The sequence below is a fragment of the Streptomyces sp. NRRL F-525 genome (assembly GCF_000716605.1).
Classification (GTDB): domain Bacteria; phylum Actinomycetota; class Actinomycetes; order Streptomycetales; family Streptomycetaceae; genus Streptomyces.
Genome location: NZ_JNXE01000042.1, coordinates 67,884 through 81,779 on the forward strand (window position 1 = coordinate 67,884; position 13,896 = coordinate 81,779).

Sequence of the window (13,896 nt, forward strand, 5' to 3'; positions counted from 1 at the left end):
TCGCCCCGGCTCCTGCCCACCCGGGTCTGCCGCAGCGACCCCTACCCTTGACCGATGCCCGAACTGATCCTGCCCGACGCCCGGTTGCGGGTCTCCTTCCTGGACGCCGTGTACGAGCACATCGTCGAGGACGACTTCTTTGGCGGCACCCTCGCGCGCGAACTGCGGGAACACGGCAGCACCTGGCGCCGGCCGGCGGGGTTCGCGCGGTACGTCGAGTCGGTGCGCGAGGAGGAGGCGGAGGACGGGCGCCGGCCCGAGGGTTTCGTGCCCAGCACCTGGTACTGGTACGTCGACGGCGACACCTACCTCGGCCGCATCCAGATACGGCACCGCCTCACCCAGTGGCTCCTCGACTACGGCGGCCACATCGGCTACGGCGTCCGGCCGGGCGCCCGGCGCCGGGGGCACGCGACCGCGATGCTCCGTGACGTGCTGCCGTACGCTCATGCGCTCGGCCTGGATCCGGTCCTCGTGACCTGTGATGCCGCCAACACCGCGTCCCGCAAGGTGATCGAGGCCGGTGGCGGGAAGTTCGAGGACGAGCGGGACGGGAAATTGCGGTACTGGATCCGGACGGGGAGCTGAGGCGTCTTGCCCGGTATGGACGCCCCCAGAAAATTCGAGAAGCCGCCCGTACGGCCGTCGCCGCAGTCGTCGCCCGAGGGGTGTCTCGCCGTCGCCATCCGCGTCCCGGTGCGGATCGTCGTGCTCGTGCTCGTTGTGCCGGTGCGGCTGGTGTGGGACGGGCTGGTGGTCAGTGGGCGGTTCCTGTACCGGAGCGTGCTGCGGCCGGTGGCACGCGCGGTGTTCGTGTGGCCGTGGGTGGCGCTGTGGCGGTACGTCGTCGTGCCCCTCGCCAAGGCGCTCGGCCGGCTCACCAACCTCCTTGTCGTCGTGCCGCTCGTCTGGCTGTACCGGTACGTGTTCACCCCGGTCGGGCACGGCCTCGCCTGGATCGCCCGGCAACTCGGGAGCGGGCTGGTGTGGGTCTACGCGCGCGTGCTCACTCCCGTCGGGCACGCGTGCGCGTGGGTGGTGAACGGGGTGGCCGCCGGCGTGGCCTGGCTCGGGCGGTATCTGTTCGTCGTGCCCGCCGGGTGGCTGTACGCCTGGGTCCTCGCGCCGGTCGGGCGCTCGATCGCCTGGTGCGGGCGGGGGTTCATGTGGTTGGTGCGGGCGGTCGGTACCGGGATCGGTGTCGTCCTGTACTGGACCGCCCGGATTCTGCTCGTGCTGCCCGCGATCGGCCTCTGGCGCTGGGTGCTGACACCCGTCGGGCGCGTGCTCGCCGTCGTCGGGCGGGAGGTGTGGGACGCCCTCGGGCACGCCTGGCGGATCGCCGGGCACATCTCGCTCGCCGTGGGGCGGGTCCTCGGGACCCTCTTCCGGTGGATCTTCGTCGAGCCCGTGAGCTGGGTGTACCGGACGGTCCTCACCCCGGTCGGACACGTCGTACGGGACCTGGTGCTGCGGCCCGCCGCCGAGGCCGCGCGCGCTGTGGGACGGGTCACCCGGCAGGTGCTGACCGCCGCGCGCGAGTCCGCCCGGCAGGCCCGTGCCGACTTCCGGCGGATGGTTTTCGGCGAGCCGCGGCAGCCGGAGCCGGTGGAGCGACGGGAACCGATGGGCGACGAGACACGTACTCTTGGTAGAAGCACGACCGTTCTCACGAAGGACTAGGACACTGGGCAAGCGACAGCCCGAAGGCCCGCCGCCCGCACCCGCGGTGCAGCGCATCCGACTGCGCTACACCAAGCGCGGCCGCCTCCGGTTCACCAGCCACCGAGACTTCCAGCGCGCCTTCGAGCGTGCGCTGCGCCGCGCCGAGGTGCCGATGGCGTACTCGGCGGGGTTCACGCCGCATCCGAAGGTGTCGTACGCCAATGCCGCACCCACCGGCACGGGCAGTGAGGCGGAATACCTGGAGATCGCGCTCACCGCAGAGCGCGACCCCGGCACGCTGCGCGAGCTGCTCGACGAGTCGATGCCCGTGGGCCTCGACATCATCGACGCGGTCGAGGCCCGGACCTCCGGGCTCGCCGACCGGCTCACGGCTTCCGTGTGGGAGCTGCGGCTCGACGGGGTGGCGCCCGAGGACGCCGAGCGCGCGGTGGCCGCGTTCAACGCGGCCGAGAGCGTCGAGGTCCAGCGCATGGCCAAGAACGGCATGCGGACGTTCGACGCCCGCCCCGCCGTAGCGCATCTCGAGACGGTCGGTCCACAGGCTGATAGGCCTACCGACCAGGCCTGTGCGATACTGCGGCTGGTTGTTCGGCACGTGACGCCTGCCGTTCGACCCGACGACGTCCTGTCCGGTCTTCGCGCCGTGGCCGACCTGGCGCCGCCGGTCGCCGCAGCGGTGACCAGGCTGGCGCAGGGGCTGTTCGATGAAGAGACCGGCACGGTGACCGACCCGCTCGCGCCCGACCGCGAGGCAGCAGTGACCGGAAATTCCACGGTCGCCGAAGCTGCCGCCGCGAAGGCGCCGGCGTAGGGAAGGTTCCGCGTAGGGACCGATGTCGTAGCGCCGCCCTCGGACTCGGGAGCCACCTGGGTCGGGCAGCGCACCGACCACAAGACTTTCGCCAGGCCGTCCGCATCTGGGCGTACGGAACCGGCGAGACAGGACACAGAGAGCTCCCGTGCGGCGCCCGCGCCCCGGACGGCGGCACCGCGCAACGCGCGAGCCGCGGACGTCACCGGCATCCCTGCCGGACCAGGCGCGGCGCCCGGGAGCCTGACGGGAGAAACGCCCGCATGCTCGAACCGACCGAACCCGCAGAGGGTTCCGAACTGAACACCCCGAGCGACACGTTGCCGCCGCGCCGTAGGCGCCGCGCCGCGTCTCGCCCAGCGGGACCGCCGACCGGCGCCGAGGGCGCGGTCGAAAACAGCGCTCCGGCCATACCGGCCGAGGTGAGCGAGGCGGAAGAGAAGAGCGGGGCCGACGAGAGTGTCGGGGCACCCGCTGCCGTAGAGGCGCCTGTGGGGCCTGTGGCGGACGAGGCCGCGCCTGCCGGGCGGCCGCGTCGGCGTGCCACCCGGCGGGTGTCCGCGCCCGCCGGTGCGCCCGAGGCGAGTGCGGTGCCCGAGGCGGCCGAGATCGTGGTGCCGGCCGTTGCCGCCGCCGCGCCCGCCGCCGTGGAGGAGGCCGCGCCGGACGTCGTGTCCGATGAGGACGCCGCTCCCAAGCGCACCCGCCGTCGGGCCACGCGCCGGGTGACCGCGCCCGAGACCGTTGCCCCGGCTGCCGTGGCCGAGCCCGTGGAGGAGCCCGAGGCCGCGCCTGTCGCCGCCGAGGCGCCCGCCGCCGTAGAGGCTGTCGTGGAGGAAGAGGCTGCCGCGCCCGCCGGGCGTACGCGTCGGCGTGCCACCCGGAAGGTGTCGGCACCCGCCGGTGCGCCCGAGGCGGCCGAGAGCGTCGAAGCCGCCGCCGTGACCTCAGTGACCGAAGAAGTGACCGAAGGTTCCGCCGCTGCCGCGTCCGATGAGGATGCCGGGCCGCGTCGGAGCCGTCGTCGCGCCACGCGCCGTGTGTCCGCGCCTGCCGGGACGCCCGTGGGCGAGGAGGCCCCTGTGAACGACGAGACCACCGCGGACACCGCGGAGACGAACACCCCTGCCGAGGCTCCCGCCGAGGACTCCGGGCCGCGTCGTCGGCGCCGGGCCGTGCGGACCGCCGCCGGCGGGTTCTCCGCGCCCGCGCCCAAGAACGGGAACGCTGCCGAGGAGGAGGACGGTCCGCGTCGCCCGAGGCGGCCCGCTGTGGCCGTGTTCCAGGCGCCCGTCTTCACCGAGCCGATGTTCCAGACCCCGGAGCGCGCCGCCGCGGCCGCTGCCGCCGAGGCCGTGGAGGACGACGAGGAAGAAGTCGTCGTCGTAGCGGAGCCCGTCGTGGCGGAGGTTGTCGAGGAGGAGACCGGCGGGCGTCGTCGGCGTCGTCGTCGCGGTGCCGCCTTCGAGGCCGAGCCCGAGGCGCCCGCTGTCGTCGAGGCCGTCGTCGTGGAGGAGGAGCCCGAAGAGGCCGACGAGGCCGAGGACTCCGCCGACGGTGACGAGGCCGAGGAGACCGGTTCGCGCCGCCGCCGGCGGCGTGGTGGCCGGCGTCGTCGCCGTGGCGAGTCCGCCACCGGTGAGGACGAGGGCGAGGACGGCGAGGAGTACGCCGCCGAGCAGGTCGCCCAGGATGCCGAGGACACCGCCGAGCAGGTCGAGGAGGACGCCGAGGAGGCGGACGACGACCAGGGCGGTTCCGGGTCCAGCAGCAGCCGTCGCCGGCGCCGTCGGCGTCGTCGCGCCGGTGACTCGGGCGGCGAGAGCGAGGCGCCCGCGTCGGCGGACGACCCCGAGCGCACCGTCGTCAAGGTCCGCGAGCCGCGCGCCAAGAAGGACGACCACCCCAGTGACGAGGTGCAGTCCATCAAGGGCTCCACGCGTCTCGAGGCCAAGAAGCAGCGCCGCCGTGAAGGCCGCGAGCAGGGGCGCCGGCGCGTCCCGATCATCACCGAGGCGGAGTTCCTGGCCCGCCGCGAGGCCGTCGAGCGTGTGATGGTCGTCCGGCAGAGCGGTGAGCGCACGCAGATCGGCGTCCTGGAGGACGGCGTGCTCGTCGAGCACTACGTCAACAAGGAGCAGTCGACCTCGTACGTCGGCAACGTCTACCTGGGCAAGGTCCAGAACGTGCTGCCCTCCATGGAGGCCGCGTTCATCGACATCGGCAAGGGGCGCAACGCCGTCCTGTACGCCGGTGAGGTCAACTTCGAGGCGCTCGGCATGGCCAACGGGCCGCGCCGCATCGAGTCCGCCCTGAAGTCCGGTCAGTCGGTCCTCGTGCAGGTCACGAAGGACCCGATCGGACACAAGGGTGCTCGCCTCACCAGCCAGGTCTCCCTCCCCGGTCGCTACCTCGTGTACGTCCCCGAGGGCTCCATGACCGGCATCAGCCGCAAGCTGCCCGACACCGAGCGGGCCCGGCTGAAGACCATCCTCAAGAAGATCGTCCCCGAGGACGCGGGCGTCATCGTGCGCACCGCCGCCGAGGGCGCGAGCGAGGACGAGCTGCGCCGCGACGTCGAGCGGCTGCAGGCGCAGTGGGAGGACATCCAGAAGAAGGCGAAGAGCGGTGGCGGCTCGAACGCGCCGACCCTGCTCTACGGCGAGCCGGACATGACCGTCCGGGTCGTGCGCGACATCTTCAACGAGGACTTCACCAAGGTCATCGTCAGCGGTGACGAGGCGTGGGACACCATCCACGGCTACGTGGCGCACGTCGCCCCCGACCTCGCCGACCGGCTCTCCCGCTGGACCTCCGAGGTCGACGTCTTCGCGACGTACCGCATCGACGAGCAGCTGATGAAGGCGCTGGACCGCAAGGTCTGGCTGCCCAGCGGCGGTTCGCTGGTCATCGACAAGACCGAAGCGATGATCGTGATCGACGTCAACACCGGCAAGTTCACCGGTCAGGGCGGCAACCTCGAAGAGACCGTGACCAGGAACAACCTGGAGGCGGCCGAGGAGATCGTGCGCCAGCTGCGGCTGCGCGACCTGGGCGGCATCGTCGTCATCGACTTCATCGACATGGTCCTGGAGTCCAACCGGGACCTGGTCCTGCGGCGGCTCCTGGAGTGCCTGGGACGCGACCGTACGAAGCACCAGGTCGCCGAGGTCACCTCGCTGGGCCTGGTCCAGATGACCCGCAAGCGCGTCGGACAGGGCCTGCTGGAGTCCTTCTCCGAGACCTGCGTCCACTGCAACGGCCGCGGTGTCATCGTGCACATGGAGCAGCCGACCTCGGTCGGTGGCGGCGGCAAGCGCAAGCGGCGCGGGCGCGGCGGTGACGGGACCGGGCAGGACGTCCACGACACGCACGAGCACGACCACGAGCACGATGTGGCCGACGACGAGGTCGAGACCGAGGCGGAGGTCGCCGCCGAGGTCGCCACGCCGGTTCCGTTCGCGGAGCCCGAGTTCCGGCCCGACGAGGACCTGTACAGCAGCGCCGCCGAGGCGGAGGCCGCGGCCACCCGTGGTGGGCGTTCGCGGCGCCGGACGAGCCGGCGGGCGTCGGCTCCGGCCGGTGCGCCGCGGGGCGAGCGGCAGTCGCGCGAGGTGCGTGAGGAGGCCGAGCCGGCCGCTGTCGCGCAGGCCGAGCCCGTCGCCGTTGAGGACCCGGTTGTCGAGGCTCCGGTCACTGTCGAAGCCCCTGTGGTCGACGAGGCTCCCGTTGTCGACGATGCAGCGCCCAAGGGCCGTACGCGTCGGCGTGCGACCCGTAAGGCGACCGCGCCCGCCGGTTCGCCGGCCGGGTCCGAGGAGGCCGCCGTCGTGACGGTCACCGAGGCCGCCGCGCCGGTCGTCGTCGAGGCGCCCGCGCCCGTCGAGCAGCCCGAGGCGCCCGCCGAGAGCGCGGCTCCGGCCCGCCCGCGGCGTCGTGCCGTGCGCAAGGCGACCGCGCCCACCGCGTCCGAGGAGGCGGCCGTGACGGTCGTACCGTCGGCCGTGGTGGAGGAAGCGCCGGTCGCTGAGGCCGAGGCGGACGCTCCGGCCAAGAAGACGGCCGCGCGCAAGGCCGCCAAGAAGGCCCCGGCGAAGAAGGCGGTCGCCAAGAAGACGGCGGCCACCAAGACCGCGGCCAAGAAGACGGCCGCGAAGAAGACGACGGCCAAGAAGGCCGCCAAGACCACGTCGAAGAAGACCGCGGCGGCGGAGCAGACGAGCCCGTCCTCCGTTACCGCCTCCACCGACGAGGGCTGAACCCAGGGGGTGTGCGGCCGGTCCATGTGATCGGTCGCACACCCGCAGGGGCCCGGTTTGACCCGTTCGGCTGCGGCCCCGTAACCTTGACTGTCGGCGTGTCCACTGGTGACACGCCACATCCCCGTAAACCTCTTCCTCCCGGGCGTGTTCCGCCGGGAGAGGCCGTCTGCTCCGCAGGGCGGCTGGACTGCGGGGGTGCCGTCCCTGAGCTAGAGAGTGAGATCCGCGTGTACGCCATCGTGCGCAGCGGTGGTCGCCAGCACAAGGTTGCTGTCGGCGACATCGTTGAGGTTGACAAGATTTCCACTGCCAAGGTTGGCGACACGGTCGAGCTCTCGACCCTGCTCGTTGTCGACGGCGACGCTGTGACCAGCGACCCGTGGGTGCTGGCCGGCATCAAGGTCCAGGCCGAGATCGTGGACCACCACAAGGGCGTCAAGATCGACATCCTTCGGTACAAGAACAAGACCGGTTACCGCCGTCGTCAGGGCCACCGCCAGCAGTACACGGCGATCAAGGTCACTGAGATCCCCGCGGCTGCGAAGTAAGGGACTGAGGAGAGATGGCACACAAGAAGGGCGCATCGTCCACCCGGAACGGTCGCGACTCCAATGCCCAGCGGCTCGGCGTGAAGCGCTTCGGCGGTCAGGTCGTCAACGCTGGTGAGATCCTGGTCCGCCAGCGCGGCACCCACTTCCACCCCGGTTCGGGCGTCGGCCGTGGCGGCGACGACACGCTGTTCGCGCTGAACGCCGGTGCGGTGGAGTTCGGTACGCACCGTGGCCGCAAGGTCGTGAACATCGTTCCGGTCGCCTGACACATCAGGTAGCTGATTCAGGCAACTGATTCAGGCAACTGATCGGAAGCTTTCGCGAGGCGGACCTCACTTCCCTTCCGGGAAGCGGGTCCGCCTTTCGCGTGTTGACCTAGAAACACTGTTGTACGTAACTGGAGGCACATCCCATGACCACCTTCGTGGACCGCGTCGAGCTGCATGTCGCCGCGGGTAACGGAGGCCACGGCTGTGCCTCCGTCCACCGTGAGAAGTTCAAGCCGCTCGGCGGCCCGGACGGCGGCAACGGCGGAAGGGGTGGGGATGTCATCCTCATCGTCGACCAGTCCGTGACCACGCTGCTCGACTACCACCACTCCCCGCACCGCAAGGCCACCAACGGCAAGCCCGGCGAGGGCGGCAACCGCTCCGGCAAGGACGGCACGGACCTGGTCCTGCCGGTGCCGGACGGCACGGTCGTGATGGACGGCGCGGGCAATGTCCTCGCCGACCTCGTCGGCCACGGCACGTCGTACATCGCCGCGCAGGGCGGCCGGGGCGGTCTCGGCAACGCGGCGCTGGCCTCGGCCCGCCGCAAGGCCCCCGGCTTCGCGCTCCTCGGCGTCCCCGGTGACCTCCGGGACATCGTCCTGGAGTTGAAGACGGTCGCCGACGTGGCGCTGGTCGGCTACCCGAGCGCCGGCAAGTCCTCGCTGATCTCCGTGCTGAGCGCGGCCAAGCCCAAGATCGCCGACTACCCCTTCACGACCCTGGTTCCGAACCTCGGCGTGGTGACGGCCGGCGAGACGGTCTACACGATCGCCGACGTGCCCGGCCTCATCCCCGGCGCGAGCCAGGGCAAGGGTCTCGGCCTGGAGTTCCTGCGCCACGTCGAGCGGTGCAGCGTCCTCGTGCACATCCTGGACACCGCGACGCTGGAGTCCGAGCGCGACCCGATCTCCGACCTCGACATGATCGAGGAGGAGCTGAAGCAGTACGGCGGCCTCGACCGGCGTCCGCGCATGGTCGTCCTGAACAAGATCGACGTACCGGACGGCAAGGACCTGGCCGAGATGGTGCGCCCCGACCTGGAGGCGCGCGGCTACCGTGTCTTCGAGGTGTCGGCGGTCGCGCACACGGGACTGCGTGAACTCTCCTTCGCGCTCGCGGAGTTGATCGCCGCCTCGCGCGCCGCGAAGCCGCAGGAGGAGGCGACCCGGATCGTCATCCGCCCGAAGGCGGTCGACGACAGCGGCTTCACCGTCGTACAGGAGGAGGACGGCCTCTTCCGCGTGCGCGGTGAGAAGCCCGAACGCTGGGTCCGCCAGACCGACTTCAGCAACGACGAGGCCGTCGGCTACCTCGCCGACCGCCTCAACCGCCTCGGCGTCGAGCAGTCCCTGATGAAGGCGGGCGCCCGCTCCGGCGACGGCGTCGCGATCGGCCCCGAGGACAACGCGGTCGTCTTCGACTGGGAGCCGACGGTGATGGCCGGCGCGGAGATGCTCGGCCGCCGCGGCGAGGACCACCGCTTCGAGGCCCCGCGCCCGGCGGCACAGCGCCGCCGCGACAACCAGGCCGAGCGGGACGAGGCGACCCAGGAGTTCAACGACTTCAAGCCGTTCTGATCGACCTGTCCGGCGCCTCTTCCGGGCCGGTGATCGTCCGTCAGGCGTGAAGATCATTCGCCGCCGTGACCAAAGTGGCTGAGACCCGTTGCTCTCGGAGTAACGGGTCTCTTGCTGTGCGCTTGTTTGTCATGGACGCGATACTTACTGTTCAACGGGCGGGACTCCGCGCACTGTGAGGCTTCCAAGTGACCCAAGAGGCCAACGTCGCAAGGGAGTTCACCGATGACCGGAGCCGTATCACCCGATCGACGACGTTTTCTCGCGGCCGGTGCGGCGGTGCTCGGGGCCGCCGCTTCCGCTCAGCTCTGGCTGCCCAGCTCCGCGCAGGCTGCCGAAACGCCTTTGCCTGACGGGGTGTTCAGCCTCGGTATCTCCTCCGGGGACCCGTTGCCCGACGGCATCGTGCTGTGGACGCGGCTCGCCCCGGACCCGCTCAACGGGGGCGGGATGCCCGATCGTGTCGTGCCCGTGGAGTGGGAACTCGCCGAGGACGCCCGGTTCAGAAAGCCCGTGCGCCGCGGCATCGCGCCCGCGCGGCCCGAGTACGGGCACAGCGTTCACGTGGATGTACGGGGACTGCGCCCCGGCCGTGACTACTGGTACCGCTTCCGTGTCAGCGGGCAGATCTCCGCCACCGGCCGGACCCGTACCGCGCCCCACGCGAACAGCTCCGGCGGCCGGCTGCGCGTCGCGCTCGCCTCCTGTCAGAACTGGCAGAACGGCTACTTCACGCCGTACGCCGACATGCTGGCCCAGGACCCCGACTTCGTGCTCTTCGTCGGTGACTACATCTACGAGTCGGCGCCCTCCGCGGCCGGTCCGCGGCGGCACGAGGGGACCGGGGAGCCGTACAGCCTGGTGCAGTATCGGAACCGGTACGCGCAGTACCGCACCGACCCGGATCTGCTGGCCATGCACGCCAACACCCCCTGGGTCGTGACCTTCGACGACCACGAGGTCGACAACGACTGGGCGGGGGAGGTCCCGCAGGACCCCGACAAGCAGTCGCACGACGCGTTCGTCGCGCGGCTGACCGCGGCCTTCCAGGCGTACTACGAGCACATGCCGGTGCGCGCGACCGCCGTGCCGAGCGGGCCGCACATCCAGATGTACCGGCGGCTCGAATTCGGCCGTCTGATGCGCCTGAACGTCCTCGACACCCGGCAGTTCCGCAGCGACCAGGCGACCACCCAGGCCGGCGCCGAGGACCCGGCGATGACGATGATGGGCGCCGAGCAGAAGGCGTGGCTGCTGCACGGGTTGCGGCACTCGCCCGCGCGCTGGAACGTCATCGCCTCGCAGATCATGATGGCCGAGACGGACATCCTGCTCGGCGCGGGCAAGCAGTGGTTCTACGACGCCTGGGACGGCTACCAGGTCGAACGCAACGCCCTGCTGGAGGACTTCAAGAGCGTCCGCAACCCCGTGGTCCTCAGCGGCGACCGCCACCTCACGATGATCAGCGATCTGAAGGAGGACTTCGCCGATCCGGACTCCGACGTCGTCGGCGCCGAGTTCGTCGGTACGTCCATCTCCAGCAACGGCGACCAGGACCAGGCCGCCTTCCACGCCCAGTGGGACCCGCTGATGGCGGACAACCCGCACTGGAAGGTGATCGACGCCCACCGCGGCTACCACCTGTTCGACATCCGCAAGGACGGCATCGACGCGCGGGTGAGGGTCGTGGACACCGTGCTCAAGCCCGCGGCGACACCGAGCACGTACGCCTCGCTCCGGGTGGAGGCGGGCCGACCCGGGGTAGAAAAAGTGTGACACTTTTCGTGAAAGTGTCACACTTTCTGGAAACATGAACCCTGTGTGACCGGAGCCTGGGACTCATCTGTGTCCCAGGCTCCTCTCAGGGCAAACTCAGGAACAACTCTTACCGTCCGTTAACCATGGAGACGGATTGTATTAAGGAAGCGCTGCCCGTCGGGACCCGGCTGCTGCACATCGGCCCGCACAAGACCGGGACCACGGCCATCCAGGGCGCGCTCTTCGCCGCGAAGGACACGATGCCCGAGCACGGCGTCGACTTCCCCGCGCACAGCAGGCACCCGATGGAAGCGGCCCTCGCCGCCTGCGCACGGCCCGCGATGATGGGCGACACCGTGCCCACCGACAAACACTGGACGCGCCTTCTCGACGCCGTGCGCGCCACCGGCGACCGCACCTCGGTGATCAGCAGCGAGTTCTTCGCCGACGCCCAGGACGACGAGACGCTGGCCAGGATCGTGGAACAGCTCGGCGGCGAGCGCGTGCACATCCTCATCACCCTGCGCCCGCTGGCGAGGATCATGCCCTCGCAGTGGCAGCAGTACGTGCAGAACGGCCTGCGCATGGGCTACGACAACTGGCTGGAGCACATGCTCCGCAAGGCGCCGTACGAGCAGCCCAACCCCAGCTTCTGGCGCCGGCACCGGCACGACCGGCTGGTCGAGCGCTGGGCCCGGGTCGTCGGTCCCGAGCGCCTCACCGTCGTAGTCGTCGACGACAGCGACCGGGACGGACTGCTGCGCACCTTCGAGACGCTGCTCGGACTGCCCGCGAATCTCCTGCGGCCGGTTCCGGACGCGGCGAACCGTTCTCTTACCCTCGCCGAGACCGAAATGCTGCGGAAGCTCAACGTGGAATTCCGCGGCAATGGACTCCCCGACGAGCTGTATTCCAAGCTCGTGCGCAACGGCGCGGTCATGCATATGAAGAATGCGTGCAGCCCGACTCCGCAGGACGTGAAGATCACCACGCCCCGGTGGGCGGTCGAGGCGGCCGGTGCGATCGGCGCCGAGATGGCCGGGACCATCGCCGCCACGGGCGTACGGGTCGTAGGGGACACGGCACTGCTCTCGGCCGTACCGGAGGCCGCTTCGGAGGCCGTGGGGAAGGCCTCCGGGGTGCCGCGGATCGCGCCCGAAGTGGCCGCGCAGGCGCTCTACGGGGCGCTCGCGGCGGCCGCGTCGGCGCCCGTGCGGCACAGTGCGCCGGCTAAGGCGCGGACGGTCCACCAGACGTCGTCGAAGGAACTCGTACGGGTTCTCGGCCACCGTTGTCTGAAGAAGCTCCGTCGGCGCTGAGTCCCGTCATCGTCCGGTTACCGGCAGTGCAAGATGAATGACAGGTGTCGCGCACATATGCGGTGGAGGTCACTCGCCTTGCACTGCGGTAACCGCGAGTGGGACCATTTGCGAGTTCCCCCGTTGTCCCGAGGTAGGTCAAGGTCACCTGTGTCGCACATAGCCAAGCCCCGCACCACCGCAGTGATCCTGGCCGGCGGTACCGGCCAGCGGGTGGGTCTCTCGATCCCCAAGCAGCTGCTGAAGATCGCCGGCAAGGCAGTCATCGAGCACACCCTGACCACCTTCGAGAACGCCGACTCGATCGACGACATCATCGTCCTGATGGCGCCGGGCTACGTCCCGGACATCGAGAAGATCGTCGCCAAGGCCGGCTTCCAGAAGGTCACCCGGATCATCGAGGGCGGCTCGACGAGGAACGAGACCACCGAGCGCGCCATCGCCGCGCTGGGTGAGGGCCTGGCCGAGGGCGAGGACCGCAACGTCCTCTTCCACGACGCCGTGCGCCCCCTGCTCTCGCAGCGCGTGATCGACGACTGTGTGATCGCCCTGGAGCGCTTCCAGGCCGTGGACGTGGCCATCCCGTCCGCCGACACCATCATCGTGACCCGCACCCACGGCGACGACGGCGAGTTCATCACCGAGATCCCGGACCGCTCCCGGCTGCGCCGCGGCCAGACGCCCCAGGCGTTCAAGCTGTCCACGATCCGCCGCGCCTACGAGGTCGCGGCCGGTGACCCCAACTTCCAGGCCACGGACGACTGTTCGGTCGTACTCAAGTACCTGCCGGACGTGCCGATCCACGTCGTCGCGGGCGACGAGTACAACATGAAGGTCACCCAGCCCGTCGACGTCTTCATCGCCGACAAGCTCTTCCAGCTCGCCTCCACCGCCGCGCCCGAGCAGGTCGACGAGGCCGCCTACCGCGAGCTGCTCACCGGCAAGACGCTCGTCGTCTTCGGCGGCTCGTACGGCATCGGCAAGGACATCGCCGAGGTCGCCGAGGGCTACGGCGCCACGGTGTACGCGCTGGGCCGCTCGACCACCGGCACGCACGTCGAGAACCCCGAGGAGGTCGACGACGCGCTGTCCAAGGCGTACGGCGAGACCGGGCGCATCGACTACGTCATCAACACCGCGGGCGTGCTGCGCATCGGCAAGCTGGCCGAGACGGACAACGCGACGATCGAGGAGGCGCTGAAGGTCAACTACCTGGCGCCCGTGCAGATCGCCCGTTCCGCGTACAAGTACCTGGCCGAGACCAAGGGCCAGCTGCTGCTCTACACCTCCAGCAGCTACACGCGCGGCCGCGCCGAGTACAGCCTGTACTCCTCGACCAAGGCCGCGATGGTCAACCTCACGCAGGCCCTGTCGGACGAGTGGGCCGGCGACGGCATCCGCGTGAACTGCATCAACCCGGAGCGCACCGCCACCCCGATGCGCACCAAGGCCTTCGGCCAGGAGCCCACGGGCACGCTGCTGTCCTCCGAGGCCGTGGCCCGTACCTCGCTCGACGTGCTGCTGTCCGAGCTGACCGGCCATGTCATCGACGTCCGCCAGCAGGACCCGACGGCCGGCGCGGCCAAGGCGTCCGGCTTCGAGGCCGCCCTCGCCTCGGTCCTGGACGTCCAGGACGGCGTTTAATCAAGCCTGACTCTGA

10 protein-coding genes are annotated in these 13,896 nt (G+C 70.5%); all 10 read left to right on the plus strand.

Annotated elements, in window-relative coordinates; all coding sequences use genetic code 11:
• Positions 1–54 precede the first annotated feature (54 nt).
• The 10 genes from OO69_RS40280 to OO69_RS40325 all read left to right on the plus strand — a co-directional run bounded on the left by OO69_RS40280 (position 55) and on the right by OO69_RS40325 (position 13,880).
• Positions 55–588 (plus strand): GNAT family N-acetyltransferase, encoded by a 534-nt coding sequence (locus OO69_RS40280; protein WP_033285905.1) that lies wholly within the window; start codon positions 55–57, stop codon positions 586–588.
• Between the two features lie 15 nt (positions 589–603).
• The gene (locus OO69_RS40285) at positions 604–1,683 is read left to right on the plus strand and encodes a hypothetical protein (protein WP_033285906.1); all 1,080 of its coding nucleotides are present in this window, start codon (positions 604–606) and stop codon (positions 1,681–1,683) included.
• Positions 1,684–1,729: 46 nt separating this feature from the next.
• Positions 1,730–2,497: a TIGR03936 family radical SAM-associated protein gene (locus OO69_RS40290; RefSeq protein ID WP_033285907.1), complete on the plus strand. Its 768-nt coding sequence runs from the start codon at positions 1,730–1,732 to the stop codon at positions 2,495–2,497.
• Positions 2,498–2,760: 263 nt separating this feature from the next.
• Positions 2,761–6,756, plus strand: coding sequence for an Rne/Rng family ribonuclease (locus OO69_RS40295; RefSeq protein WP_033285908.1), 3,996 nt, complete (start codon positions 2,761–2,763; stop codon positions 6,754–6,756).
• 230 nt (positions 6,757–6,986) lie between these two features.
• Positions 6,987–7,307 carry a 50S ribosomal protein L21 gene (rplU, locus tag OO69_RS40300; RefSeq protein WP_006374708.1) on the plus strand — a complete coding sequence of 107 codons (321 nt, stop codon included), beginning with the start codon at positions 6,987–6,989 and terminating at the stop codon, positions 7,305–7,307.
• A gap of 14 nt (positions 7,308–7,321) precedes the next feature.
• Positions 7,322–7,576 carry a 50S ribosomal protein L27 gene (gene rpmA / locus OO69_RS40305; protein ID WP_019063244.1) on the plus strand — a complete coding sequence of 85 codons (255 nt, stop codon included), beginning with the start codon at positions 7,322–7,324 and terminating at the stop codon, positions 7,574–7,576.
• Positions 7,577–7,722: 146 nt separating this feature from the next.
• Positions 7,723–9,159 carry a GTPase ObgE gene (gene obgE, locus OO69_RS40310; protein ID WP_033285909.1) on the plus strand — a complete coding sequence of 479 codons (1,437 nt, stop codon included), beginning with the start codon at positions 7,723–7,725 and terminating at the stop codon, positions 9,157–9,159.
• A gap of 225 nt (positions 9,160–9,384) precedes the next feature.
• The gene (locus OO69_RS40315) at positions 9,385–10,935 is read left to right on the plus strand and encodes an alkaline phosphatase D family protein (protein WP_033285910.1); all 1,551 of its coding nucleotides are present in this window, start codon (positions 9,385–9,387) and stop codon (positions 10,933–10,935) included.
• Positions 10,936–11,060: 125 nt separating this feature from the next.
• Positions 11,061–12,236, plus strand: a complete 1,176-nt coding sequence (locus tag OO69_RS40320; protein WP_033285911.1) for a hypothetical protein — start codon at positions 11,061–11,063, stop codon at positions 12,234–12,236.
• A 150-nt stretch (positions 12,237–12,386) separates the two neighbouring features.
• A complete protein-coding gene (locus OO69_RS40325) occupies positions 12,387–13,880 on the plus strand; it encodes a bifunctional cytidylyltransferase/SDR family oxidoreductase (RefSeq protein ID WP_033285912.1) in 1,494 nt (497 codons plus the stop codon).
• The last annotated feature ends 16 nt before the right edge of the window (positions 13,881–13,896 follow it).